Below are 26,007 nucleotides of genomic sequence, written 5' to 3'. Positions count from 1 at the left end.
CTACCGACGAGGTTTGACAGCGCTGCGGTGGTGGTTGGCGGCGGTGATCAGGTCGGCCTCGCGGCCGTGCCGGGCAACGGCCTGCAGACCCACCGGCAACCCCTCGCAGAACCCGGCCGGAATGCTCAGCGCCGGATGCCCGCTCAGGTTGAACGCCCAGGTCAAGCTGGTGTTCACGCGCTCACCCGGCCCGTCGTGGCCGTGCGGCGGACCGGGCGTGCACGGCGTGAGCAGCAGGTCCGTGTGCTCGAAGAACGCGTCCAGGGCGGGGTTCGCGCCACAGCGTCCGGCGAACCAGTCGGCGGCGGGGTCCGCCAGGACGAGGTCGGCCGGAGCAGGCCGCAGGGCGAGCGCGGCCGCGTGCGCCACCGCGATCTGCTCGGCGTCGACGGTGGCGAAGCCCAGGTCGGGGGACCAGGCCGCGGTCACCGAGGCGGAACCGGCGCAGCCGAGGTAGAGCGCCAGGTCGTCGGGATGGCGGGCGAACACGCCGACGGCCGAGCGTTCGGAGGAGGTCGTCTTCAGTCCGAAGACGCCGCACCACGCGGCGGGGACGCGGATCGAGCCCGCGCCGTCCACGCCGGTGGCCAGCGGCACGACACCGGACGCCACGGCGACGGCGGAACCCGCCGAGGAACCGCCGGGAGTGCGGTCGGGGTGCCACGGGTTGCGGGTCACGCCGTGCGCGTTGCGGCCCCAGGTCTGCCACGGCGTGGTGCCGTCGGGAGTGGTGGTCAGCCCGATCGGGACGCAGCCCAGGGCCGTCAACCGTTCCCGGTGCGCGCGCCGCTCACCGCGTTTGACGGCGATCGGGACACCGGCGAGGGGCAGGGACGCGGAGCGCACGCGGCGGTCCACCTCGGCGGCGTGGTCCAGGCAGTCGAAGACCTCGGTGAACGCGCGGAGGTGCGGTTCCACGCGGGCGAGGCGGTCCAGTGCGGCGGCGACCTGGTCCACGGCGGTGGTGGCGCCGGTGTTCACGGCGCGGGCGATCTCGGTGGCGGTCAGTTCGGGCACCGCGCACATCATGGGGGAGGATCGTGCGGGTGAAGTGGACTCGTGCTGTGCACCACCTCGGAGAGCTCGCGGAGAAGTGCGCCGAGCTGCCGACCTCGTTCTTCCGGTTCCAGGTGGTCGAGCTGTGGGTCTTCGGCGACCTGCTGGACGTGCCGCGGGACGTGGACATGATCGACGTCGCGCTCGTGGTGGACCTGCCGGTCGACGAGGTGCCGTGGCGCAGCGAACCGGTCGGGGCGGAGCACTGGGCGAACTCGACGCGGCTGTCGCGCAACCCGTTCGCGGCGCACTGGCGGTCGGCGGGCGCGCCGGTGTGGAACCACCGGATCGAGCGACCCGCGCTGGTGTGGAGCGCGGCCGGCGGGATCGCCGAGGAGACGCTCGTCGCCGTGAGCGACGGCACGGGTGAGCTGGTGCGCCAGGCCGCGCCGTCACCCGACGAGCTGCGCAAGCGGGTCGAGGAGGAGCTGGAGGTCAGCCTCGCGGCGTTGCGGCGGGCCCAGCAGACCTACACCGACCACCGGTGGGCACCGGGCAAGCTGACACCGCACGCGGACGCGTTGTGGCGGGTCAGCGGCGGGTACCTGGAGCTGCTCGACGTGGTCAACTGATCCGATTCCACCCCGGCGTCCTGCGTGCTGGGTTACGTTCCGCGCTGTGCAGAACACCCGTCGTGAGCTCGGCTGGCTCTGGGGGCCGGTCGCGCTGGCGCTCCTCGCCCTGTTCACCGTGAGCGACGCCGACCTCGTCTCCACCCGCGGCGAGACGTTCGAGCTGAGCAAGTACGCCGTCGCGACACTCGGGATGCCGCTCGTGGCGGCGGTCGCCGGGGTGTGGTTCTCGCGGCGGTGGCCGTGGCTGCTGGTGGCGGGCACCCTCGGCGTCCTCGTCGCGACGACCGAGTCGCACGTGCACCTCACGAGCTCCCGGCCGGGCATCGCGAGCATCGTCGGGTCGCTGGGGACCGCGGGGGCGGTGCTGGTCGTCCTCGGCGCGCTGTCGGCGGCACGGGACGCCGCGCTGGCGGCGCTGGTCGTCGCGGTGCAGCTGCTGGGAACGGTGTTCCTCGGGCTGTCGTGGCTGTCGAGCCCGCTGCGGCCGGCGGCCCTGGAGATCACGCTGGCCGGGCTCGCGGTGGCCGGGGCGGTGCTGGCGGTGTTCGCGGCACGGACGGGCAAGGTGACCGTCGAGCCCCTCGACCGGCGCACCAGGGTGGTGGGCACCTTCGCCGCGCTGCTGCCGGTGGTGGTGGCGGTGCTCGGCCACCTCGTCGGACAGCCCTCCGCACCGGTGGTGGCAGGGGTGCTCCTGCTGGCCGGTGCCACCGCGCTCGCGATCGCGCTGGGACGGGGCGCGCTGCTCAGGATCGCGACGGCGGGGCTCGTGCTGTTCGCGGTCGCCGCGCCGATCACGCTCGCCATCTACATGTCCGCCGGCAGCGTGGCCAACTACGCGCCCGCCGCACTGGTCGGTGTCGGGGTCGGGTTGCTCGCGGCGCAGCTGCGACAGCCGACGGTGGTGGCGGCGCTGGCGTGCGCGGTGCTCGCCGTGCTCATGGTGACGGTGGTCGAGCTCACCGGCGAGTACGCCGACGTGACGCAGGGCGGGCTGGGGGCGCTGGTCATCGGGCTGGCCATGGCGGCGGTGACGTCGTCGGCGGCGACCGCCGCGCCTACGTTGCTGCACCTGCGGGTGTTGCCGGTCGCGTTCGGGCTGGTGCTGGTGGGGTTCGCCGACGGGTTGCGGCAGGTTGTGCAGCCGGTGCTCGACTACGGGCGGGTGTGGGGGCAGTTGCCGGAAGCCGAGTACTTGCCGTTGTGGGGCCTGTTGTTGAGTGTGGCTGCCGCTGCGTTGGTGGTCATCGCGGTGCTGGACCGACGGGCGAGGACCGGTGGCACAGCCACCAGCTAGCAGATTCGGCACCTGTTTGTTGAGTCAGCTGGTTCGACGACCACCACTTAAGGCACGATGTGCCGATGAGTGCAAACAAGAACTCGAACAGCAGCAAGCAGCGTGAGTCCAAGGACGCATTGGTCCGTGTTGCTGCTGCCGGAATCGTCGGATGGATTCCAGGCATCGGATCTGCCCTGTCGCAGGCTGCCGTGGAGTCTGCTGAGGTCTTCCGGAGACGCCAGGCAATCAGACAGGAGAGACAAAGCGGGTTCGTTCTCGACATGGCCGGCAAGATCGGGAACCTGTCTTTGGAGCAGTTGGTCAACCGACTCACTGCGAGCCCCCTCAAAGAAACCCTTGCCGAGCAGCTCCTCGAAGCAGCCGGGCGGACTTCTTCGCAACGCAAGTTGATCGCTATCGGTCGTCAACTGCATCGGCTCGGTGGAATTGCAGAAGATGAAACGCTCAACCGCGAGGTGGTCGAAGGAGCGACTCTGGCCGCGCTGGAGGAGCCCCACGTCGCGGTGCTGGACGTCCTCTTCCACCCTGGTGACAGCGGAGGATCCGGCGGTGCGGGAGGAACCGCCGGTCTCACGTTCTCGGAGATAGCCTCCGAACGGACTGATGTCGAACGCGTGCTCCGTCCGGTGCTGTCCATGCTTCAACTCCACGGCCTGATCGCGGACACCTCCACAGGTGATGCTGACGGCGAGCAGAGGTGGATCCTGACCTCGTACGGCCGGTATTTCCTGAGACTGTTCGCATCAGCTGGTGAAGCTGCTGAACTGGACGTGCACAGCACGGGAATCGACGGGTGAGCTGCCACCCCTCACAAATCGTGAAGATCGTGCGGTGTGGAGAACAGCCTGTTCAAAGTCGACCGAGCGGCTGCCGAACCGTCCATGCTGAACCTGCAAGCAGTGTCGAGGCTCTGTTCGATTTCGTACGTACGGGGAGCCAGTAGACGCGACAGGTCGGAAAACCTCTCGCTGAAGAGCATGAGAGCGAACAGCCACTTCGGTGACGCTCCCAAAGCGCGGGTGGTCAGGTTTCGCGCGTGGTCTTCATCCAGCTCGCCCAACGTGCCGTCTGTCGCGGCACAGCAGAGCAGTGCCGCAGCTGCCCATTGGCGCAGATCTTGGCCTGAGACCTTGTCGTAGTCGTCACGAGCATCGTCCGAAGAGTTGATCGAAGGGGTGATGGAGAAAGCTCGCATCCACAGGCGAGCGGCCGGGTGGTTGGTCGCCATTCTGCATTCGGCTTCCTCAGGATCACGTCCCAGGGCCATCAAGGCCATGGAGACGAAACCGGCCGAGATCGACAGCTCGGATCGGTCGAGGGTGAACCTGCTGGAGATCAGCGTGGATCGGCGCTCCTGCAGCAGGTCACAGAGTTCAAGCGCCTGATGGCCGTCCATCGCCATTTCAGAGCAAGTCACCCCGAACTCGGCGAGTTCGGCGGCTTCGACCCTGGTGAAAGCTCTGATGGGCACAGCGTCGAGGAGGTCTCCTGCCTGGGCCTCAGCGCCGATCAGGCGCAGAACGTTCAACAAGGACCCCATCTTCAGCAGTTCATCGATGCGGCCTTGCTCCACTCGCCGCTTGAGGAGGTCGAACCTGATCTGTTCCGTGATCTGGACCGCCACCTCGGGCGCGGTGGCGTGCACCCCGCGCAGGAGTTCTGTCAACGACCAGACACCACGAACGCCCTGGAGTTCGGTGGTCCAGCGTTGCGCCAGCCGGTTCACGGCACCGTCGGACAGTTCGATGTGGAGGCGTGCCGCGTCTCTCAGCAGCTTGCCCAGTTCCGCGGGCTCTGCCGTGTCGATCAACGTCAGGATGTCGTGCTCCCACCATTTTCCGTTGGCATAGCTGTTCGCGAGCTTGCGAGCGACATCAGGGCTTGTTTTGGACACGCTCCGCAACATCCGCAACGTTGTGATGCTTGAGCCGGCCTGTTTCATCAACGTTCGAAGCCTTGACGGCTCCGGGGTGCTGTTGCGCCATAGCGTCAGTTGTCCGGCAGATCGCGTCGATCTCTGCTGGTTGAGGAAGTCGATCACTCTCCTGGACTCCTCGGCGCTCATGTCGCCGAGGAGGTCGACACATTCGATGAAGTGGTGGATGTTCCCGATCTGTCCTAGTCTCACCTCCCACTTCATGGTCCCGCCGGTGAGGTCCAGCAGTTCTTGGCCGGCGCTGGTGCGGCCGGCGTAGGAGAGCGTTTTGCTCACTGCGGTCAGCGCACGCATTGTGTCGAGAGAGCGTTGGATCGGCAGGCCGCGCAAGAACGATCTCGCGTTGAAATCCCGCTCGAAGGCTTGTGCGGCCTCAGGGCTCATGGCCAGCACCAGGCGGTGCAGAGCTTCGATGTGGGAGGGCATGCCCACGCGGAGCAGGATCTCCACCAGCTTCTCGGCAGAGGAGTCATCATCTCTCCGGTGCCCGGTTGCAGGGCGTTCTGTCAAGGCCTTGTGCAGTGGTCCGAGGAAGGCAGGGCCAAATGCGTCTTCGTGGGACAAGCGCAAAGCCAACCGTGCCGCGCCTTCCTGGATGCCGTTGGCGGCGCCGTCGAGCAGAATGCGCGAGCAGTTCGCCCGCAAGCGTTCCAATTCCTCGGCGGGCGTGTTGCAGTCTATTAGTCCTTGGAGGACGTGCCGGACCACCTCTGGTCGATCCTCATGGTTGAGAGCGGCTTCTACCCCGAGGATCAGTGAGTCGGACAATGCTCTGGAGAAGTATTCGATGTCGAGGTGAGCAGTCTGCTCGCTGAGGCGTATTTCCAGGGAATCGATCTTGGCGGTGAGCTGAAGTGCTTTTCCGACTTCACGCAAGTCGGCGTCGGTTGATATTCGCGATACCCATGCGGAGATGAAAGCTCGTCTGATCCTTCCGGACTGGTCGTACAGCAGGTGCCAAGCTTGGTGGGGAGCGTTCTCGTACAACAGCCGCAGAACTTCGGTGATGGTGTCGGCCGGGCTGCGGACGAGCATCTGGTGCAGCCGGTCGGTCAGGTCCAGTGATCCCAGAAGCGGTGCGAGCACCTTGCGGGTCGCGCGGCGCAGCACGAGAATTCCGGCGAGGAAGTCCTGTGCGTCGGCGGTGCGCAGGGCGGAGGCCAGAAGTTTGACCCACTCCTCCATGGCGGCGGCGTTGTCGGTCGGGTCTTCGCCAACGGCGATGCGCGCCCCCAGCCTGCTCAAGAAGAGGCCGCACTCGAGGTCGCCTGGCGATGCGTCCAGCAGGTCGGCGCAGCCCTTGGCGCCGCGGAGGTCGGAGATGAGAACGACGCTGTCGTCCACGTCGCGCAGTGCTCGGACGAGGCTGACCAGTGCTCGATAGTGATCGATCCGAGTCGGGTCTGACCACGAAAATGCCGCCTGCGCCGCGTTCAGGGCGGCGTCAGCCACCTGGGGGTCCGGTATCTTCCGGGCTGTCATGAGCAGCTCGACCGATTCCGGAGGAGAGAAGCGTTCAGCCAGTGCCTCCAGGTCCTCGGCAACGACTTTGACGACGTCGTTGAAGAGCGCCTGATCGTCGTCATGGCTGCGCATGAATTCCTCATCGCGCCTCATGACAGCCAGGCACTGCATCGCGACGTCGTGGTCGAGTGCCGCGAAGCCGCCCACCGACAGATCTCTGAACATCATTCGGAGCAGCGTGAGACGGGATGGGTGGTCGAGAAAAGGATAAAGGTCGTTCAGCACTCGGCTGCACGTTTCTGCCGTAGGCGCTGAGCTGATGCTGGCGATGATCTTCTTGCTGAACCTGTCGGTCAGTTTTCGCGGAGCGGAGTCTCCGATGAGGCGACTGGCGAGTATGATCCTGGAAGCCTCGGCCGGTTCGGAGACCGCGATCGGCTCCAGGTACTCGACGAGGTCGGAGAGAATCCGCCTCTTGAGATAAGGGTCGTTGACCTTGAACTGGGCGGCAGAACTGGACGAGTCTGCTTGGCTCAGCGTGTGGACGTACACCGCGCGAGCGATCGGAACGCTGGTGAGCCGCCATCCGTATGCGCGCCTAGCGGCTCCCAAGCTGACCAGAACTGTCGGGGGAACCGTTGCCACTGCCGCGTCGGACACGCCTGTCCGCAGCATCGAGAGCAGTGCGAGGTAGCGCAGTGCTTGAGTGTGCTCGGACGGTACTCGGGCACTGATCCAAGCGTGCTGAGGGGTGTCTTGGAGATTCGGCCCGGCAGTGCCAGGCGCGGCTGCTGCGTGGTCGAAGCCGATCACCTGACCGAGTGCGCTGAGGGCTTTGGCGCTCAGTGCCCGCCGGCCACTCGGTTTCAAGTTGGCTCCGGTTATGTTCCGCAGCTCCTTCCTGCTGGCGGCGGGGGAGTCCGCTGATCTGGCCATGACCGCCATCACCTCGCTGGCAGAACGAGTGAGCAGCCAGCGGTCAGTTCCCGCGAAGCTCACCAGCGGCTTGAGAAGAGGCGCAAATTCTTGCTCGCGATGCCGGCTCTGCTCGAAAAGTCTCCTTGTGAAGTCAATTCGATCTTTGGAGTTGGTGTTGATCGTGACCTGTCGAAGCCCGTCCGTTTGCCACTCTCCGCCGTGGTCGCCGTACAGGGCCAAGACCAGGATGCTGGTTCCTCGTGGAACATCCCTGTTGACGAGTTCATCGGCCAGATCGTTGAAGTCTTCGGTGGGCGCAACCTCATCCACTACGACCAAGGATCTTTCCGCATCGCTCGGAGGCGCGGCGATCTGCGCCAAGCGCACTGCTTCCAGCAGGTTTCCCGGGCGGAGCGAGGTGTGGGACAAAGGGCGCAGGAAGAGTGTTCGCCACTGGTTTCCACTGCTGAGCTCCTCGGCAACGAGGGCAGCCGTGGTCGTTTTGCCGCTGCTTGCGCCTCCTCCGAGCAAGGCCGGCTGGTGCGGGTTGGTTGAGAAGTGGTTGACCAGAATCTCCTGTTGCCTGGTCACAACCTCCAGCCGTGTGCCCTCGGGAGTGCTGGCACACCTTTCGTTCTCCCCGCTCGTGCTGGTCAGCTCCCATTTTCTGCTGTGCAGGCCTGCCAATGCGACGGCACGTCTGACCTCCAGCCATTTTTGGCCGAGCTCGGCAAGTCTTGCCTGCAGGAGCTGAAAGCCGGCCTCGGTCTGCCCGTCTCGCAGCGAGCTGTCCGGGCTGAAGTCCTCCGGAAGTTCGAGTGCATGTTTTATGGCTGCGACGGCAAGCACCAGCCTGGCGTTTCCCGGGAGAACTGGAAGTGTCGATGTCTGGTGTGTGCCAGGATAAATTTTCACATGCGTGATTTTTGCGACTTGGAGATCCGAAAAGCCGATGTCGCGCAGCACCTTGATGGCATCGTCGAGCCCGTTGGCGAATGAGTCCAGAACCGATTTCGGCAACCCGTTGGCAGCTACCGTGACGCGATGCTTCCACGTGTGTTCTGCTGCTTGTTCGTCATCGGGCGCTCTCTGATCGCTGAACTCGCAGGCGAAGTCGAGACGGACTTGCCGGCCTGAGGGGTCGTGCACTGCGGTGAACGAGCAGCGGTCCAGATCATCTGTGCTATGGAAAGTAGATTTTGTGTCGTCGTGCGGTACCGATATCGACTGGAGCTTGTGGCGCAGGCCGGATTCTTCCAGCTCGTTGGCGAGTACCAGCCACAGTTGGTTGTCCACTTCCAGATCGGCCGCATCGTCGATCGATTTCCACAGAAGGCCGAGTCCGGCGTCCGGAGCGGATACCAGCCAATCCGGAGTGTAGTCATCGAAGTGTACTTGGGAGAGTTTTCTCAGTGTGTTGACGAGATCGTTGTGGACGATGTCCGCAGCAGTGCCCGATCTGCCGGACTTATGGATGCTGCTGAAGGCCCGGACGAGCTGATCCACCTGGAGCAGCAGTGGAGTCGAAAGGCTGGGTGGAGGTGTGTGTTCAGGGGTGCCGTTCATGTCCACTCCAGCAGTTGGTCGAGCTCATCGCTTCTCGTTGCGACCGCGGTACTGGTACATCGAGGTGAAGAGGTGAGCGTTACTCCAACTGCCTTCCGATCGGGATGACTGCGGTGCAAATCGATGTCACCACGGCTGCGATTGTGTGGCTTTCACTCCACGGAGACGGGCGCTGCTCGCCGGGGGTCGAGTCATCGCCGTGACCGGGGTAGAACCACGTTTCGTCGGGCAGCGCCGCGAACAGGTGGTCCTCGACGTCGTTGATGAGCGAACGCACTAACGGTGAACCAGCCCTCCTGATGTAGCTCATGGTGCTACGCGGGGCTACACTCGTCTGGTGAAGGTCATCAGCCAACGGGAGTTTCGCAACCACTCCGCCGCTGTCATGGACGCGGTGGAGGCGGGCGAGACCTACCACGTGACGCGAAACGGCGTGGAGGTCGCCGAACTCCGTCCCCTGCCTCGTCGTCGCCGTCGCATGACGGCTGAGGAACTCGTCGAACGGCACAGGACCCTGCCTCAGGTCGATCACTCTCAGATGCGGCGGGAAGCTGACGAGTTCTTCGGTGACGAGGATCGTGTGGGCGACTCTGACCCGTGGGAGCGCAGTCGTGGCTGAACGTCCCGAGTCGGGGGTGCTCGACACGTGCGCCTACATCGATCTGGGCCTTCTGGATCCGGCTGGTCTGCCGCAGGTTCCCGAGCTCACGGCTGTCACGATGGCCGAGTTGCACCAAGGCGTGATGATGGCGAAGGACGCTGCGTCCAGAGCTGCGCGCACGGAGAAGCTGGGTGCGGCGATCGTCGACTTCGAGCCGCTGCCCTTCGATGGTCAGGCAGTTGCCAGGTACGGCACGTTGGTGGCGCTCACCATTGCGGCGAATCGAAACCCGAAGCCGCGGCGGATGGACTTGATGATCGCCGCCGTCGCGTCATCGCGCGGGCTGCCGCTGTACACCAGGAATGCCGAGGACTTCAAAGGTCTCGACGGCATGGTCACGATCATCGAGGTCTGATGGTGCCTGCCGGAGAACGGGCTCTCCGGCAGGCCAGGGATCACCAGCCGCGGGCGCGCCACTCCGCGAGGGACGGGCGCTGCTCGCCGAGGGTCGAGTCGTCGCCGTGACCGGGGTAGAACCACGTCTCGTCGGGCAGCACCGCGAACACGCGGTCCTCGACGTCGTTGATGAGCGAGGCGAAGTTGTCGGGCGAGGTGGTCTTGCCCACACCCCCCGGGAAGAGTGAATCTCCGGTGAAGAGGTGCGGGCGGCCGTCCGGGTCGTCGTACAAGATCGCGATCGAGCCCGGGGTGTGGCCGCGCAGGTGGATCACCGTCAGGGGGACTTCTCCCACGTCGATGGTGTCGTTGTGGTCCACGAGGACGTCCGGTGCGACGGGGAGGACCGCGGCGTCCAGCTCGTGGGCGGCGGTCGTGCAGCCGTGGGTGGTGGCCAGGGGTTCGAGTGCCTGCCAGTGATCGGCGTGCTGGTGCGTGGTCACGATCGTGCGCAGCGCCGGGCGCGTGGGGAGTTGGTCGAGCAGGGCGGACAGGCGCTCGTGGTCGTTGGCCGCGTCGATGAGCAACGCCTCGTTCGTGGACCGGCAAACGAGCAGGTAGGCGTTGTTGTCCATCGGTCCGACGGAGATCTTCGTGATGGTCAGCGCGGGGAGGGTGCGGCTGGCCGCGGGGCCGCCGGGCTCGACGTGACCGGTGTAGTTCTCGAGTACGTCCACGGTGGCTGACGGTAGTCGCTCCGGGCCGTGCGCCGCACACCTTCAGGTTGCATACAGGTTGCACTCATAGGGTAAGTAAAGGTCGACAATCCGTCGCCGCGTACTCCGAAGGCACCAACCCGCATCGACGAACAGGTCCCCACCTCTCGTGATCCCAGAGCAACGACACAAGTCCCGGACGACCCGGCGGGTCAGCTGGGACGTCCTCAGGGTCGTCGCCATCGGATGCGTGCTGCTCCACCACGCCACGCTCACGAGCGTCAGCAGCCACCCCGACCTGGGGCCGTTGCCGTTCACCTTCCCGATGTCGATGGGCGCCAGCACCCTGATGGTCGTCTCGGCCTTCTTCGCCTGCGCCACCCTCAGCCACGGCCGGCCGGGCCGCTTCGTGTGGAGAAGACTCGCGCGGCTGCTGCCCGCCTACATGGCCGCCGTGCTGCTCACCTACGCCGTGCAGAGATGGGTCGCGCCGGAGGGGTGGAGCCAGCTCGACGGCCGTGACGTCGTCTACAACCTGCTGCTCGTCAACCAGTGGTTCCCGGACGTCGACATCGTCGACTTCGCCTACTGGACGGTGCCGGTGCAGATCTGCGCGTTCGTCGCGGGTGCGCTGCTGGTCAAGCGGCTGCACGGGACCGGGCTGCGGGTCTTCCTGTGGGGGCTCGTCGTCACCCCGCTGCTGCTGCGGCCGTTGCTGGACCACTCGTACGCGCTCTTCACGATCTACAACGGGTTCGCGCTGCACCGCGCGCAGCTCTTCGCCGCAGGGATTGCCATCTGGCTGTGGTCCAAACACCGGATGGGCACGGCGCACCTGGGCGCACTGCTGACCGCCACGTCGGTGGCACAGGCGGTTCACACGACCGAGTACGGATCGACGATCGGCTTCGGCGTGCTGCTACTGCTCGTGTGCGCGGCGGCCGCTGGACCCGATTGGGTGTTCTTCAACCCGGTCCAGCGGGCCGTCACGTGGCTCGCGGGCATCTCGTACGGCGTCTACCTGGTGCACCAGCAGATCGGCACCGTGGTGATGGACCGCATGCACAACGCCGGGCTGCGGTCCTGGTGGCTGCTCGCCGGCTTCCTCACCTCGGCGGTCGTGCTCGGCTGGGCGCTCACGAAGTTCGTCGAACGGCCCGCCTACCGGCTGCTCACTCAGGCCCAGTCGGGCAGTTCCGGCAGCTCGCCGCGCAGCTCGGAGCCGTCGGAACGGCCGGTCAGCCACGCCAGCACGGCGCTCGCCGGCCCGCTCACCGAGTTGCGGCTCTCCGGGCCGGTGAGCTCCCAGCTGCGCTGAGCGCCGCCGGGCAGGGTGACCTCGACCGAGAACGCGTCGACACGGCCCTCGAACCGGCGCAGGACGTCGTCGAGGAACTCTTCCACGAGGTCGGCCGGCAGGTCGTCGAACGTCACGCCGGCGTCGAGGTCGACCAGGTGGATCCACAGCTCGCGCAGTCGCAGGAACGGCACGGACGACGCCGGGATCGACGCGCCCTTGGGCGAGGCGACCTCGGAACGCCAGGCGTGCGCGGGCAGGTCGCGGCAGGCCGCGTCGAAGCGCTGGCAGGCGGAGTCGAGGTCGGCCCTGATCACCTGCAGCAGCCTGCGGGAGCCCTCCTCGATGTCGGCGTCGCGGTCCGCGCGCGACGCGTACGCCTGGTGCTCGACCCCGGTCTTGGCCCAGGTGAGCAGGTTCACCAGCGCGTCGGCGTTGCGCGCGAGGTGGGTGACGACGTGCCCGCGGGTCCAGCCGGGCAGCAGGCTGGGGCCGCGCACCGCGGTCTCGTCCAGCTCCTCGACGACCTCGTACAGCACGTCCGTCGCCTGCCGCACCGCGGTCAGGTGCCGGTCGGGCACTCCCCGCGGCGACGGCACCGACGTGTGCTGCGTGGACGGCGTGTAGGTCATGTGCTGCCTCTCCCCGACGTTGAGGCTGATCGAAGTGCCCAGCCTAGGAGGTAGAGCCTGTTCAGGGGAATGCGGAAGCCGCCCGATCCGTTTTTGTCGGTGGTGGCACCTAGCATGGTTCGCGGGTCGGTCACAGCCTCCGGAACGGTGCTAGTACGCTTCGAACGCTTGTTCGGAAGAGTGTGGCGTGAGTGACCCGCCAATCGCAGCCGAAGGGACCCCAGTGGCAGACCGTCTTGTCGTTCGCGGCGCCCGCGAGCACAACCTGCGCAGCGTGGATCTCGACCTGCCGCGGGACAGCCTCATCGTCTTCACGGGGCTGTCCGGCTCCGGCAAGTCGAGCCTCGCGTTCGACACGATCTTCGCCGAGGGGCAGCGCCGCTACGTCGAGTCGCTGTCGGCGTACGCGCGCCAGTTCCTCGGGCAGATGGACAAGCCCGACGTCGACTTCATCGAGGGCCTCTCGCCCGCGGTCTCCATCGACCAGAAGTCCACGAGCCGCAATCCGCGCTCGACCGTCGGCACCATCACCGAGGTCTACGACTACCTGCGCCTGCTCTACGCCCGCGCCGGCAAGCCGCACTGCCCGCAGTGCGGTGAGGCGATCGGCAAGCAGACGCCGCAGGAGATCGTCGACCAGGTGCTCGCCATGGAGCAGGGCACCAAGTTCCAGGTGCTCGCGCCGGTCATCCGCGGCCGCAAGGGCGAGTACCTCGACCTGTTCCAGAACCTGCAGTCGCAGGGCTACTCGCGAGCGAAGGTTGACGGGGTCGTCCACGCGCTGGGCGAGGTGCCGAAGCTCAAGAAGCAGGAGAAGCACCACATCGCGGTCGTCATCGACCGGCTGAGCGTCAAGGCGTCGTCCAAGCAGCGCCTGACCGACTCGGTCGAGACCGCGCTCAGGCTCGCCGACGGCCTGGTCGAGCTGGAGTTCGTCGACCTGCCGGAGACCGACCCGAACCGGGTCAGGGGCTTCTCGGAGAACCTGGCCTGCCCGAACGGCCACCCGCTCGCGATCGAGGACCTGGAGCCGCGGTCGTTCTCGTTCAACTCCCCGTACGGCGCCTGCGTGGTCTGCACCGGCATCGGCGTGCGCAAGGAGGTCGACCCGGAGCTCGTGGTCCCCGACGACGAGCTGACGCTCGAAGAGGGCGCCATCGCGCCGTGGGCAGGCGGGCAGACCGCCGAGTACTTCACGCGCCTGCTGCAGTCGCTCGGCGAGACCATCGGCTACCGGATGGACCAGCAGTGGCGCCACCTGCCCGCGAAGGCGCAGAAGGCGATCCTGCACGGCATCGACGAGCAGGTGCACGTCCGCTACCGCAACCGCTACGGCCGTGAGCGCTCCTACTACGCCAACTACGAGGGCGTGATCCCGTTCCTCGAACGGCGCCAGGAGCAGACCGAGTCCGACTACATGCGGGAGAAGTACGAGGGCTACATGCGGGAGGTCCCGTGCCCCGCGTGCGCCGGCACCCGCCTCAAGCCCGAGATCCTCGCGGTCACGCTGCACCACGGCAAAAAGGGCGACAAGTCCATCGCCGAGGTCTGCGCGATGAGCGTCGGCGAGTGCTCGGACTTCCTCGACGGCCTCAAGCTCGGCAAGCGCGAGTCGATGATCGCGGGCGCGGTGCTCAAGGAGATCCAGGCCCGCCTGCACTTCCTGCTCGACGTCGGCCTCGACTACCTCTCGCTCGACCGCGCCTCCGGCACGCTGTCCGGCGGTGAGGCGCAGCGCATCCGGCTCGCCACCCAGATCGGCTCCGGCCTGGTCGGCGTGCTGTACGTGCTGGACGAGCCGTCGATCGGCCTGCACCAGCGCGACAACCACCGGTTGATCGAGACGCTGACCCGGCTGCGCGACCTGGGCAACACGCTGATCGTCGTCGAGCACGACGAGGACACGATCCGCACTTCCGACTGGGTCGTCGACATCGGTCCCGGCGCCGGTGAGCACGGTGGCAAGGTCGTGCACAGCGGCCCGTACAAGAAGCTGCTGAGCAACAAGGAGTCGATCACCGGCGCCTACCTGTCCGGCCGCAAGTCGATCCCGATGCCCGCGAAGCGCCGCAAGATCGACAAGAAGCGCCAGCTCACGGTCGTCGGCGCGCGCGAGCACAACCTGCGCGGCATCGAGGTGTCGTTCCCGCTCGGCTCGCTCACCTCGGTCACCGGCGTGTCCGGCTCCGGCAAGTCGACGCTGGTCAACGACATCCTCGCGACCGTGCTCGCGAACAAGCTCAACGGCGCCCGCCAGGTGCCCGGCCGGCACACCCGGATCAAGGGCCTGGACCTGGTCGACAAGCTGGTGCAGGTCGACCAGTCGCCGATCGGCCGCACCCCGCGGTCGAACCCGGCCACCTACACGGGCGTGTTCGACCACATCCGCAAGCTCTTCGCGGCGACGACCGAGGCGAAGGTCCGCGGCTACCAGCCGGGCCGGTTCTCGTTCAACGTCAAGGGCGGCCGCTGCGAGGCGTGCGCGGGCGACGGCACGATCAAGATCGAGATGAACTTCCTCCCGGACGTCTACGTCCCCTGTGAGGTGTGCAAGGGCGCGCGGTACAACCGCGAGACCCTGGAGGTGCACTACAAGGGCAAGACGATCTCCGAGGTCCTCGACATGCCGATCGAGGAGGCCGCGACGTTCTTCGAGCCGATCAACGCCATCCACCGCCACCTGAAGACGCTGGTCGAGGTCGGTCTCGGCTACGTGCGGCTCGGCCAGCCGGCACCCACGTTGTCCGGTGGTGAGGCGCAGCGCGTGAAGCTCGCCTCCGAGCTGCAGAAGCGGTCGACCGGCAAGACGGTCTACATCCTCGACGAGCCGACGACGGGTCTGCACTTCGAGGACATCCGCAAGCTGCTGGGCGTCATCAACGGGCTGGTGGACAAGGGCAACACCGTCATCGTCATCGAGCACAACCTCGACGTCATCAAGACGTCCGACTGGATCGTCGACATGGGTCCCGAAGGGGGCTCCGGCGGCGGTATGGTCGTAGCAGAGGGCACACCCGAGCAGATCTCGCAGGTGGAGGAGAGCTACACGGGGCAGTTCCTGCTGCAGGTGCTCGGGAATGAGGAGGTGTCGGCGGCAGGGTGATGATCCCACTCGATGCGCTGGCCCACCGCGAGCGCGCCCTTGCGGCGTCGCGCGGCGTGCCCGTGGCGTACCCCTTCAGCCTCGTTGAGGCGCTCGACATGTCGGAGCAGGCACTCCGCCGTGTCGCGGCTGTCGGCTGGTTGCGAACCCTGGAACGGCTTCCCCGCCTCGCCGACAAGTGAACTAGGCGCCGCTCGGGCCCTGCTTGAGCGGCACTGGAGCGGTGGTGGAGCCGGATTCCCGGTCGTGGGGAATTGACCTCTCGATGTGACTTCTGTCGAGGGACTGTGACTCCCACGAGCTATCCGGGATGATTCTGACGTGTCACTCAACCGCTACCGGTTCCGCAGCGTGTGGCATGTCTGCGCGCCGCCGGCAGCCGTGTACGAGGTGCTGTCCGACATCGCGAACTACCCGCGGTGGTGGCCGGAGGTCAAGTCGGCGACGAAGATCGACGATGAGACCGGTGAGCTCCGCTGCCGGTCGTTCCTGCCCTTCGACCTCGTCATCCGGGCGCGGCACAGCATCCGCAACCAGCAGGCGGGTCTGCTGCGCGCGACGCTGACCGGTGACCTGGAGGGCTTCGCCGGCTGGGAGATCATCGGCCGCGACGGTGGCACCGACCTGGTGTTCGACCAGGAGGTCGTGGTCAACAAGGCGCTGCTGCGGCGGCTGGTGCTGATCGCGAAGCCGTTCTTCCGCGGCAACCACGACCTGATGATGCGCGGCGGCCTCAAGGGGCTGAAGCAGCAGCTGGAGGTCCGGGCCGCGAGCCGCCCCGAGTCCTGACCTCGGCGCGGGCGCCAGCTCCGCACGACCGGCCGCCCGTGTGCGCGGAACCGGTCATCCGTCGGCGGACAGGTGGCGCACCAACCGGCCCAGCTGCTCGGCGTGTGGTCGCCGGCTGGAAGAAGTTCAAGATCGTTGTGAACCGGTGTGGCCCGCCCTGCGTGTGGAGGGCGGTGGTCGCCGCGGCGACCGGGCCCACAGGGGAGAGAGGAGCCCCGGCGGGATGTTCCCGTCGGGGCTCTTCCCGTCTCTCATCGCAGGCGCAGCAGCACCGCCTGCTCCGGTTCCAGGACCGGCAGCTGGACCCCGACGTCCGACAGCACGGAACCGGGCAGCTCCACGGTCTCCCAGCGCGCGGGACCCCGCTGCGTCAGCCGCGGTCGGCCGGCGGGCGCGTCGAACGAGAGCCGGTACGTCCGCTCGGGGTCGAGGCCCGGCAGCCGCACGCGGCGCGGCTTGGTCTGCGTCGAGGTCGTGAGCTGGACGTAGGCGAAGAACGCCTCGGACCGGTCGGCGGCCACGACGCCGTGCACCCACGCCGCGGGGTCCGGGTGGTCGGAGTGCACGACGACCCCGCTGTGCACCAGCGACCGCACGTCCTTGTAGTACTCGATCACCGCCTGGAGCCCGGCGCGTTCGGAGTCGGTGGCCGAGTTGATGTCCCACTCGATCCCGAAGTGCCCGAACAACGCCGTGGCCGCGCGGAACGACAGGTCGTGCACACGCCCGGTGGTGTGCGACTTCGTCGGGCCGACGTGCGCGCCCATCAGCTCCAGTGGCAGGAACACACCGGTCCACCGCTGGATCAGCTGCCGTTCCAGGGCGTCGTTGCAGTCCGACGTCCACACGCGGTCGGTGCGCGCGAGCACGCCGAGGTCGATCCGCCCGCCGCCGGACGAGCAGCTCTCGATCTCCACGTGCGGGTGCCGCAGCCGCAGCTCGTCGAGCAGCCGGTAGAACGCGGCGGTCTGCTCGTGCACGCGCGAGCCGATCAGGTCGCGGTTGTGGTCCCACTTCACGAACGCGATGTCGTTGTCCGCCAGCACCGACGACACGCGGTCGAGGATGTAGGCGTACGCCTCCGGGTGCGCGATGTTCAGCACCTGCTGGTGGCGCGACGGCGGCGGCAGCACGCCGGGACGCGGCCCGAGCACCCAGTCCGGGTGGGCGCGGTAGAGGTCGGAGTCCGGGTTGACCATCTCCGGCTCGAACCAGAGGCCGAACTCCATGCCGAGCGCGCGCACGTGCTTGATGAGCGGGGTCAGCCCGTCCGGCCACACGGTCTCGTCGACGAACCAGTCACCGAGCCCGGCGGTGTCGTCGCGGCGGTGCCGGAACCAGCCGTCGTCCAGCACGAACCGCTCCACGCCCATCGCCGCGGCGGTGTCGGCCAGCGCGGTCAGCCGCCCCAGGTCGTGGTCGAAGTAGACGGCCTCCCAGGTGTTCAGCACGACCGGCCGCGGCCGCCGCGGGCGTTCCCGCAGCTGCCGGTGGAAGGCCGCGCTGATGCCGTCGACACCCGCCGGCGAGTAGGCCGCGTACAGCCACGGCGTCTCGTACTCCTGGCCCGCGGCCAGCGTGATCTCACCCGGCAGCAGCAGCTCGCCGCCACCGAGGACGGGCGTGCCGTCGACCTGGTTCTCCGCGTACGTCACGTGGTTGCCGCTCCACGCCACGTGCAGCGCCCACACCTCGCCGTCGCGGAACGAGAACCCCGGCGTGCCCGCCAGCAACCCGATGGTCGCGTCGTGCCCGGTGCGCCCGCGCCGGCTCTCCCGCACCCACGAGCCGTGGTGGAACGCCTGCCGCTGCGGCTGGCGTTCGCGGCTCCAGCGGCCGGTGAAGTCGAGCAGCTCGGTGGCGTGCGACGGGACGGGCAGCGCGGTCTCCACGCCCTCCAGCGCGTACGGCGTCGTGCCGTCGTTGCGGACGACGTGCCGCAGCCGGAGCATGCCGGACTCCAGCAGCTCGACGGTGCCGGTGACGGTCAGCTCGGCCGCCGCGTCGGAGGCGGCGTAGCGGAAGATCCGGTCCTCGGCCGAGGACGAGGTGACCTGGAGCGCCGGGGCGAAGTGCTCACCGCCGCGGTGCCCGCGCAGACCCGGACGGCCGGAGTACCCGGCACCGGCGTCGGGCAGCAGCGCGAGCGGGACGGGGACGTCCGGGGTGTTGTTCGGGTTGCTCCACGAGACGACGCCGGCCAGGCCGCGCAGTGCGGCCTGGCCGAGGTCCCCGAGGGTGCGCCCCCAGTGCGCCACGACCGGCAGGCCTGCGCCCTCGACGGTGATGACGACGCTGGAGGTGTCGTCGTGCAGGTGCACGACCTCCGTGTTGCTCATGCGGGCCCCGTCCACATCAAACACAACTGAACAATGTGCCGATCCTCAGATCCGGGGCCCGCGTTGTCAAGCGTTGGAACTTGTTGGGTTTTGTCCGATCAGATGATCAGACTGATGAGCGCCGCGACCACGAAACCGACCACCGACAGGATGGTCTCCAGCACGGTCCACGACTGCAGCGTCTCCTTCACCGACAGCCCGAAGTAGCGCGACACGATCCAGAACCCGCCGTCGTTCACGTGCGAGGCGATGATCGAACCGGACGCGATCGCCATCACGACCAGTGCGAGCTGGGGCTGCGAGTAGTTCAGGTCCGACAGCACCGGTGCCACGATGCCCGCGGTCGTCACGATCGCGACCGTCGCCGAACCCTGCGCGATCCGGATGACGCAGCTGATCACGTACGCCAGCGCGATCACCGGCAGGCCGAGGTCGGACAGCTCACCCGCCAGGGTCTTGCCGATGCCCGTCGCGGCCAGCACGGCGCCGAAGAAGCCACCGGCACCGACCACGAGCAGGATCATCGCGACCGGCTTCAACGACGCGGCGGACAGCTCCGCCACCTTCTCCCGCGTCATGCCGCGCCGGAAGCCCAGCAGCCAGAACGCGAGCAGCACCGAGATCGTCAGCGCCACCGCGGGCGTGCCGAAGAACGTCGCCACCGAGTACAGCCGCGTGCCCTTGGTCAGCAGGATCGAGCCGAACGTGCCGGCGAGGATCAGCACCAGCGGCAGGCCGATGATCGAGAGCACCAGGCCGAGCGACGGCGGGTCGCGGTCGTCGCCACCGTTCTCCGCCCGCGCGACCTCGGCCGCCGCCAGCATCTCCTCCGGGACGGGCACGTTGATGCGCTTGCCGATCCAGTACGAGTACAGGACACCGCCGACGAACCACGACGGGAGCGCCACCGCGAGACCCATGATGATGATCCAGCCGAGCGACACCCCCAGCAGACCGGCTGCCGCCACCGGTCCCGGGTGAGGTGGCATGAACGCGTGCATGACCGAAAGGCCCGCGAGCAACGGCATGGCGAACAACACGATCGACTTGCCGCTGCGCTTGGCCGCCACGTAGACGAGCGGCGCGAGCACGAAGATGCCGATGTCGAAGAAGACCGGCACACCGAAGATCAGGCCGGCGAGGCCGATCGCGACCGGCGCCTTCTTCTCGCCGAACGCGTTCATCAGCTTGTCCATCAGCACCTGTGCGCCGCCGGACGCCTCGAGGATCGCGCCCAGCAGCGTGCCGAGGCCGATGATCGCGGCGATGTGCCCGAGGATGGAGCCGAAACCCTTCTCCAGCAACGAGTCCGAGGCCTTCTGCGCCGACCCGACCAGCTGCTCCACCGGCACGCCCGCGAGGAGCGCGACCAGCAGGGCGACGACGATCAGCGCGATGAACGGCTCGACCTTGAACTTGATGATCAGCAGGAGCAGCACCGCGATGCTGACCACCGCGAGGGTCAGCAGACCCGGTGTTGAGTGTTGCAACCAGTCGATCACGGGCGGCTCCTGAGTGAATGGCCTGGCAATGCGCCGGTGGCGGTTCCGTCGTCGATCACCGGCACCCCGTTGCAGAACACGAACGGGATGCCGGTGGCCTGCTGCCTCGGCTGGTCGAAGGTCGCCGTGTCGGCGATCGTGGCCGCGTCGAACAGCACCAGGTCGGCCGCGAACCCCTCGCGGACCAGACCCCGGTCGGTGAGCCGCAAGCGTTTGGCGGCCCGGCCGGTGAGGTGCTCGACGCACTCCTCCAGGCTCAGCACGCCCAGTTCGCGGACGTAGCGCGCGAAGTAGCGGGGGAACGTGCCCCACGCGCGCGGGTGGGGGCGGTCGCCGACGAGCAGCCCGTCGCTGCCGCCGGTGTGCGCCGGGTGCTTCATGATCGCCTGCACGTTCTCCTCGTGCCCCACGTGCATGAGGCAGGAGGTACCCAGGCGTTCGTCGACCAACACGTCGAAGTACAGGTCGGCCGGGGTGCGCCCGAGCCGTGCCGCGGACCGCAGGACGCTCGCGCCGACGAGGTGCGCGTTGCGGTCGTTGCGGACCCCGTTGATCTCGATGGAGTCCCAGTCGACCGGCACGCCGTGGCAGCCGTCCGAGCCGATCTCCTCGATCTCCGCACGGATGCGCTCACGGGTGTCCACATCGGACAACCGGGCCAGCGCGCTGGCCGGTCCGCCCTCCGTCGCCCAGGACGGGAGCAGCGCGGACAGGTACGTCGCGCCCGGCAGGTACGGGTAGGTGTCCAGCGAGATGTCGGCACCGCCCGCGATGGCGTCGTCCAGCAGCGCCAGCAGCTCCGGTGCCCTGCCCTTGTTCACCGGGAAGTTCATCGTGGCGTGCGCGAGGTGCAGCGGGCAGCCGGAGCGCTTCGACACGTCCACCATCTCGGCGTACGCCTCCAGCGCGCCCGCGCCGTAGCTGCGGTGGTGCGGGCTGTAGAAACCGCCGTGGCTCCCGACGACCTCGCAGAGCTGCACCAGCTCGGACGTGTCCGCGTACATGCCGGGCGTGTAGGTGAGCCCGGAGGACATGCCGAAAGCGCCCTCCGCCAACGACTTCGCGAGCTCGTCCTTCATCGCGAGCAGCTCGGCCCCGGTCGCCGGCCGGTCCTCCCAGCCGACGGCGAGCATCCGCAGCGTCCCCTGCGGCACCAGGTACGCGGCGTTGACCGCGATGCCCTGGTCGAGCCGGTCGAGGTACTGCCCGACCGAGCGCCAGTTCCAGTCGAAGCCCGGCGGGTCGTCGTTCCACCCGGCGAGCTGGCCGCGCAGCGTGGCGAGCACCTCGTCGTTCACCGGCGCGTAGGACAGGCCGTCCTGGCCGAGCACCTCGGTCGTGACGCCTTGCGAGACCTTCGCCAGGTGGTCCGGTTCGGCGAGGATCCGCAGGTCCGAGTGCGAGTGCATGTCGATGAACCCCGGCGCGAGCACGAGCCCGTCCGCGTCGATCGACCGCGTGGCGGAGATCCCGCTGCCGATGGACGAGATGACGCCGTCCTTGATCCCCACGTCCGCCTGGTAGGCGGGCGCGCCCGTGCCGTCGGCGATCAGTGGTCCGCGCAGGACGACGTCGTCCATCAGGGCACTCCCCTTCTAGAAGTAGGTGCGGATCAGGTCGACCACGGTCGTGCCCTGCACGACCGGGATCAGCTGCCACTTGTCGAACACCGTGCAGGGGTGCGACAGGCCCAGCCCCACCCAGTCGCCGACCCGGACCGTGGCCTCGGGACCGAGCTTCAGGAACGCGTGCTGGTCGTTCAGCGCGGTCACCTCCGCCTGGGTCAGCGGGGCGACCGCGCCGTCACGGCGGCGCAGCAGCTGCGGCTCCGGCAGGCCCTCGTCGAACGACGCGTCGCGCTTGCCGATCGTGAGCAGCGCCAGGTCGCGCTGGGGCCGTGAGGTCACCTGGGCCCACGCCTTGAGCGCCGGCCGGAACGGCTCCACGCCGTCGATCCGCGCGAACGGCGAGATGCCGCGGTAGAAGCCGTCGTCGTGCGTGATGTACGCGCCGCTGCGCAGCACCGGGGTGACCGGCATCGGCCACGGCTGCGTCAGCGTCGCCGCGACCTGGTCGAAGTACGCGCTGCCGCCGGCGGTGACGACCACCTCGTCGAGCTCGTCGAACAGACCGGCGTCGGCGAGCTGGACCACGAGCCCGCGCAGGTCGGCGAGGTAGCGGTCCACGACGGACTGCGACGACTCGGACGCGTCGTGCGCCAGGGCGCCCTCGTAGCCACCCGCTCCGACCAGGCGCAGCACCGGGCTCTGGGCGGCCGCGCGGGCCACGGCCAGCGCGGTCTCCACGTCCCGTGCGCCGGTGCGGCCGCCGGGTGCGCCCAGCTCGACCAGCACGTCCACCGGCCGTCCCGGCTGGAGCTCCTGCAGCGTCTCGCTCATCAGCGCGACACCGGCCTCGGAGTCGACCCAGCAGCTGAACTCGAACCGCGGGTCCGCGTCCTGCTCGGCGACCAGCCAGCGCAGGCCGGCCGGGTCGAGCAGCTGGTTGGCGAGCAGGACGCGCTGCACGCCGAACGCCCGGTAGACGCGTGCCTGCGACGCGTTGGCCGCGGTCAGGCCCCAGACGCCGTGCTCGATCTGCCGCTGGAACAGCTGTGGCGCCATCGTCGTCTTGCCGTGCGGCGCGAGCTTGACGCCGTGGTTGTCGCACCACGTCGCCATCGTCGTCAGGTTGTGCTCCAACGCGTCCGCGTCGAGCACGACCAGCGGGCCGACGAACTCGTCGGCGAACAGGTCGAGGCGGCGGTCCGCGACCTCGCCGATCGTCGAGCCGAAGACGCTCGACGGCAGGCCCTTGAACCGCCAGTCGACGCGTTCGGACCGGATGCCGGCGACCGCGGAGAGGTTCATCTCCGTCAGTTGTTGCATATTTTGCAACTCCCATTGCGCGATGTGATGCTGGAGTGTGTAGCATTCGGGTGCGCCGCCGTCAACGAACACCTCTGGAGCACGCATGCGGTTCGAACACGTTGGCGGTGTCGTGTGTCTCGGCGAGACCATGGTGATGATGGTTCCGGCTGAACCCGGTCCCGTGCACCTGGTGCGCACCTGGCACCGCGCCATCGGCGGTGCCGAGTCCAACGTCGCCTGCCACCTGTCGCGCCTGGGCGTGTCCTCGTCGTGGGTGAGCGCGGTCGGCGACGACTCGTTCGGCCGTGCCGTGCTCGACACCGTCGGCGGATTCGGCGTGGACGTCTCCGGGGTGCGGGTCGACCCGGCGCGGCCGACCGGCCTGTACGTGAAGGAGGCCTCGCCGCACGGCAGCCCGGTGCGCTACTACCGGCGCGGGTCGGCGGCCTCCGGCATGGGCCCGGAGATGGTCGACCGGCTCGGCCTGGACGAGGTCGCGCTCGTGCACCTCAGCGGGATCACGGCCGCGTTGTCCGACTCCTGCCTCGCCCTGCTGCGGGAGCTGCTGCGCAGGCCGCGGCACGGGTTCCGGATCTCGTTCGACCTGAACTGGCGGCCGGCGCTGTGGACCGACCGCGACCCGCGGGTGCTGCGCGAGCTCGCCGACCTGGCCGACGTCGTGCTGGCCGGCGCCGACGAGGCCGAGCTGGTGTGGGGGACCGGCGACCCCGCACGGCTGCGCGCGTTGCTGCCCGGCCCGAAGTCGCTGGTCGTCAAGCACGGCGCGGACGGCGCGACGCTGCTGGAGGACTCGGGTTCGTGGTTCGAACCGGCGCTGGAGGTGCGGGTCGTGGAACCCGTGGGCGCCGGTGACGCGTTCGCGGCGGGGTTCCTCGCGGCGACCCTGGCCGGCGAGCCGCCCTCGGTGCGGCTGCGGGCGGGACACCTGCAGGCGGCCTCCGCTTTGCTGACCGCGGAGGACGTCGGCGATCCTTTGCCCGGCGACGTGACAGCACGCCTGCTGCACGCCGATCCGCAGACCTGGGCCGCCGCCCGCCTGGAGGGGTAGATGAGCCAGAGCCTCGACCGCGCGCTCACGCTGGTGGGCCAGCTCGCGACCGGCCCGAAGACGCTGGACGAGCTGTCCGGCGTGATCGGCGTGCACAAGTCCACGACGCTGCGCCTGCTGCGCACCCTGGAGACGCACCGGTTCGTCCAGCGCGACGGCGTGCACCACTACCGGCTCGGCACGGCGCTGTTCGACCTCGCCCACCGCGCCCTGGAGGAACGCGACGTGCGCCGCGCCGCCGAACCCGCGTTGCGCGAGCTGAACTCCAAGCTCGGCTACACCCTCCACCTCGCGTCCTATGAGGACGGTGAGGTCATCTACATCGACAAGTACGAGTCCTCGCACCCGATGCGCATGTACTCCCGCATCGGCCGCCGCGCCCCGCTGCACTGCACCGCCGTGGCCAAGATCCTGCTGTCCGGCCTCCCGCCCGCCGCGCTGCAGAAGGTGCTGGCGACCATGGAGTTCCCGCGCCTGACGGCGAACACCATCACCGGTCGCGCCGGCTACCTCGCCGAGCTGGACCGCGTGCGCGCCAACGGGTACGCCGTCGACAACGCCGAGCACGAGGACTTCATCCACTGCATCGCCGCACCCATCCGCGGTGCCCGCGGCGAGGTGATCGCGGCCGTCTCGATGTCCGTGCCCAAGGTGCTGCTCGACTTCGACGGGCTGCTCGCGCACCTGCCAGAACTGCTCGCCACCGCAGAGGCCGCTTCCGTCGAATGCGGTCACGTTCCGAGGTAAGGGGATTTTCCGTTGTCCAAGGTTGAGATCAAGACTGCCGACGCGCCGCAGCCGGTGGCCCGCTTCTCGCAGGGTGTGCGTAAGGGCAACATCCTGCAGGTGGCAGGCCAGGTCGCGTTCGACCCGTCCTCCGGTGAGATCGTCGGCACCACCGTCGCCGAGCAGACCCGCCAGACGTTCGCGAACCTCAACGCCGTGCTCGCCGCCGGTGGCGCGTCCATCGACGACGTCGTGATGATCCGCGTGTACCTCACCGACACCGCGCACTTCGCGGAGCTGAACGAGGTCTACGGCGAGTTCGTCACCGACCCGGCCCCGGCGCGGACCACCGTGTACGTGGGACTGCCGGCCGGGTTGCTGGTGGAGATCGACGCACTGGCCGTCGTGGACTGACGACCCGCTCGGCGGGCTTTTTCGCCCGCACAGCGCGCCGGACACCGGCTACTGCGGTTTCCTGGGGGCGCACCTCCCGGCCGGGAGGTGCGCCCTTCGCCGTGGGGAGACCGAGGTTGACAGCGGAGAAGGCCAACACCCGGATGCAGGCCGCCCTGCACGCCGTCCGCCCACCCGAGGTCGGCCTGCCGCCCGCGCTCGCGGACGTCGCCGCGGCCGGCTGGACCACCGAGGGGTCGCGGTACCTGCTGCGGGGACTGGAGTCCGGGGTCCTCGACATGCCGCTCGCCGACACGCTCGACGAGCGGATGGGGGTGGCGCTCGCCTTCGCCCGCGAGTGCCTGCGCCAGGCCGAACGACCGGTGACGGCGTTGTTCTCGATCTCCGAGCCGTACGACGACGTCGTGCCGGTGACCACGCACGTGGCGTTCTGGACGCATCGGCGTGAGGCCGAGGACTTCGCGGACTCCGATCAGCAGCTGATGTTGTTGAGCACCGAGCCGACGACGTTCCTCTACGCGTGCGACGAAGAGCAGCGCGCGGTGATGGCCGACACGGCCGCCGCGCTCGACCTGCCGCACGACGAGGCGGTGGCGCTGGTCAACGCCTGCTGGAGTGACCTGAGCAGGCGCTATTCACTGCTCTACGGCGGGTGGCTCGGCCGGCAGAGCGGTGCGGAGTGGGCCGCGCGGATCAGGGCGGGGGCCGCGGCGGCGGAGTGATCATCGACGCCGGATT

20 protein-coding genes and 2 pseudogenes are annotated in these 26,007 nt (G+C 68.3%); 13 read left to right on the top strand and 9 right to left on the bottom strand.

The window, feature by feature from the left end:
- The gene (locus tag ACZ7CD_RS37950; RefSeq protein ID WP_470380776.1) at nucleotides 1-1,017 is read right to left on the bottom strand and encodes an amidase; all 1,017 of its coding nucleotides are present in this window, start codon (nucleotides 1,015-1,017) and stop codon (nucleotides 1-3) included.
- 29 nt (nucleotides 1,018-1,046) lie between these two features.
- Between ACZ7CD_RS37950 and ACZ7CD_RS37945 the strand changes: the two genes are divergently transcribed.
- The 3 genes from ACZ7CD_RS37945 (at nucleotide 1,047) to ACZ7CD_RS37935 (ending at nucleotide 3,728) form a co-directional block, all read left to right on the top strand.
- Entirely contained in the window at nucleotides 1,047-1,628 is a 582-nt protein-coding gene (locus tag ACZ7CD_RS37945; RefSeq protein ID WP_458430863.1) for a DUF7711 family protein, read from the top strand.
- 46 nt (nucleotides 1,629-1,674) lie between these two features.
- Nucleotides 1,675-2,928, top strand: coding sequence for a hypothetical protein (locus tag ACZ7CD_RS37940; protein ID WP_470380775.1), 1,254 nt, complete (start codon nucleotides 1,675-1,677; stop codon nucleotides 2,926-2,928).
- 65 nt (nucleotides 2,929-2,993) lie between these two features.
- Complete coding sequence (locus tag ACZ7CD_RS37935) at nucleotides 2,994-3,728, top strand: hypothetical protein (RefSeq protein WP_470380774.1); 735 nt, start codon at nucleotides 2,994-2,996, stop codon at nucleotides 3,726-3,728.
- 11 nt (nucleotides 3,729-3,739) lie between these two features.
- Here ACZ7CD_RS37935 and ACZ7CD_RS37930 read toward each other — a convergent pair whose 3' ends face one another.
- Nucleotides 3,740-8,815, bottom strand: coding sequence for a hypothetical protein (locus ACZ7CD_RS37930; RefSeq protein WP_470380773.1), 5,076 nt, complete (start codon nucleotides 8,813-8,815; stop codon nucleotides 3,740-3,742).
- 79 nt (nucleotides 8,816-8,894) lie between these two features.
- A pseudogene (locus ACZ7CD_RS37925) lies at nucleotides 8,895-9,089 on the bottom strand (hypothetical protein); the annotation flags it as partial.
- Nucleotides 9,090-9,152: 63 nt separating this feature from the next.
- On the opposite strand from ACZ7CD_RS37925, the gene ACZ7CD_RS37920 reads away from it, so the two are divergent.
- Nucleotides 9,153-9,434: a type II toxin-antitoxin system Phd/YefM family antitoxin gene (locus ACZ7CD_RS37920; protein WP_470376129.1), complete on the top strand. Its 282-nt coding sequence runs from the start codon at nucleotides 9,153-9,155 to the stop codon at nucleotides 9,432-9,434.
- The gene (locus tag ACZ7CD_RS37915; RefSeq protein ID WP_470380772.1) at nucleotides 9,427-9,831 is read left to right on the top strand and encodes a type II toxin-antitoxin system VapC family toxin; all 405 of its coding nucleotides are present in this window, start codon (nucleotides 9,427-9,429) and stop codon (nucleotides 9,829-9,831) included. The genes ACZ7CD_RS37920 and ACZ7CD_RS37915 overlap by 8 nt, the downstream gene beginning before the upstream one ends.
- Nucleotides 9,832-9,871: 40 nt before the next feature.
- On the opposite strand, the gene ACZ7CD_RS37910 is transcribed toward ACZ7CD_RS37915, so the two are convergent.
- Nucleotides 9,872-10,549: an MBL fold metallo-hydrolase gene (locus ACZ7CD_RS37910; RefSeq protein ID WP_360397803.1), complete on the bottom strand. Its 678-nt coding sequence runs from the start codon at nucleotides 10,547-10,549 to the stop codon at nucleotides 9,872-9,874.
- A 148-nt stretch (nucleotides 10,550-10,697) separates the two neighbouring features.
- Between ACZ7CD_RS37910 and ACZ7CD_RS37905 the strand changes: the two are divergent.
- Nucleotides 10,698-11,657, top strand: a pseudogene (locus tag ACZ7CD_RS37905) (acyltransferase family protein); the annotation flags it as partial.
- A 47-nt stretch (nucleotides 11,658-11,704) separates the two neighbouring features.
- On the opposite strand, the gene ACZ7CD_RS37900 reads toward ACZ7CD_RS37905, so the two are convergent.
- Nucleotides 11,705-12,457, bottom strand: a complete 753-nt coding sequence (locus ACZ7CD_RS37900; protein WP_470380771.1) for a maleylpyruvate isomerase family mycothiol-dependent enzyme — start codon at nucleotides 12,455-12,457, stop codon at nucleotides 11,705-11,707.
- A gap of 223 nt (nucleotides 12,458-12,680) precedes the next feature.
- Here ACZ7CD_RS37900 and uvrA point away from each other — a divergent pair, with 223 nt between their 5' ends.
- The 3 genes from uvrA to ACZ7CD_RS37885 all read left to right on the top strand — a co-directional run bounded on the left by uvrA (nucleotide 12,681) and on the right by ACZ7CD_RS37885 (nucleotide 16,349).
- On the top strand, nucleotides 12,681-15,560 hold the full coding sequence (uvrA, locus tag ACZ7CD_RS37895; RefSeq protein WP_360397807.1) for an excinuclease ABC subunit UvrA: 2,880 nt from the start codon (nucleotides 12,681-12,683) through the stop codon (nucleotides 15,558-15,560).
- Complete coding sequence (locus ACZ7CD_RS37890) at nucleotides 15,557-15,742, top strand: hypothetical protein (protein WP_470372455.1); 186 nt, start codon at nucleotides 15,557-15,559, stop codon at nucleotides 15,740-15,742. The genes uvrA and ACZ7CD_RS37890 overlap by 4 nt, the downstream gene beginning before the upstream one ends.
- A 139-nt stretch (nucleotides 15,743-15,881) precedes the next feature.
- Nucleotides 15,882-16,349 carry an SRPBCC family protein gene (locus ACZ7CD_RS37885; protein WP_360397811.1) on the top strand — a complete coding sequence of 156 codons (468 nt, stop codon included), beginning with the start codon at nucleotides 15,882-15,884 and terminating at the stop codon, nucleotides 16,347-16,349.
- A 251-nt stretch (nucleotides 16,350-16,600) separates the two neighbouring features.
- Here ACZ7CD_RS37885 and ACZ7CD_RS37880 read toward each other — a convergent pair whose 3' ends face one another.
- From ACZ7CD_RS37880 to ACZ7CD_RS37865, 4 genes are all read right to left on the bottom strand, one after another.
- Nucleotides 16,601-18,688, bottom strand: coding sequence for an alpha-galactosidase (locus ACZ7CD_RS37880; protein WP_470380770.1), 2,088 nt, complete (start codon nucleotides 18,686-18,688; stop codon nucleotides 16,601-16,603).
- A gap of 98 nt (nucleotides 18,689-18,786) precedes the next feature.
- Complete coding sequence (locus tag ACZ7CD_RS37875; RefSeq protein WP_360397815.1) at nucleotides 18,787-20,190, bottom strand: GntP family permease; 1,404 nt, start codon at nucleotides 20,188-20,190, stop codon at nucleotides 18,787-18,789.
- On the bottom strand, nucleotides 20,187-21,770 hold the full coding sequence (locus tag ACZ7CD_RS37870) for an N-acyl-D-amino-acid deacylase family protein (RefSeq protein WP_470380769.1): 1,584 nt from the start codon (nucleotides 21,768-21,770) through the stop codon (nucleotides 20,187-20,189). The genes ACZ7CD_RS37875 and ACZ7CD_RS37870 overlap by 4 nt, the downstream gene beginning before the upstream one ends.
- 15 nt (nucleotides 21,771-21,785) lie before the next feature.
- Nucleotides 21,786-23,078, bottom strand: coding sequence for an amino acid deaminase (locus tag ACZ7CD_RS37865; RefSeq protein WP_470372452.1), 1,293 nt, complete (start codon nucleotides 23,076-23,078; stop codon nucleotides 21,786-21,788).
- Nucleotides 23,079-23,163: 85 nt separating this feature from the next.
- Here ACZ7CD_RS37865 and ACZ7CD_RS37860 point away from each other — a divergent pair, with 85 nt between their 5' ends.
- The 4 genes from ACZ7CD_RS37860 (at nucleotide 23,164) to ACZ7CD_RS37845 (ending at nucleotide 25,991) form a co-directional block, all read left to right on the top strand.
- Nucleotides 23,164-24,129 carry a sugar kinase gene (locus ACZ7CD_RS37860; protein WP_470372451.1) on the top strand — a complete coding sequence of 322 codons (966 nt, stop codon included), beginning with the start codon at nucleotides 23,164-23,166 and terminating at the stop codon, nucleotides 24,127-24,129.
- Nucleotides 24,130-24,876 (top strand): IclR family transcriptional regulator, encoded by a 747-nt coding sequence (locus ACZ7CD_RS37855; protein ID WP_360397823.1) that lies wholly within the window; start codon nucleotides 24,130-24,132, stop codon nucleotides 24,874-24,876.
- 12 nt (nucleotides 24,877-24,888) lie between these two features.
- Nucleotides 24,889-25,269, top strand: a complete 381-nt coding sequence (locus ACZ7CD_RS37850) for a RidA family protein (RefSeq protein WP_030474127.1) — start codon at nucleotides 24,889-24,891, stop codon at nucleotides 25,267-25,269.
- Nucleotides 25,270-25,385: 116 nt separating this feature from the next.
- Nucleotides 25,386-25,991, top strand: coding sequence for a hypothetical protein (locus ACZ7CD_RS37845; protein ID WP_470380768.1), 606 nt, complete (start codon nucleotides 25,386-25,388; stop codon nucleotides 25,989-25,991).
- Nucleotides 25,992-26,007 lie beyond the last annotated feature (16 nt).

The sequence above is a fragment of the Lentzea sp. NPDC036949 genome (genome assembly GCF_055608075.1).
Note: the sequence above shows the minus strand (reverse complement) of the source record. Positions and strands in the feature narration are given on the sequence as shown.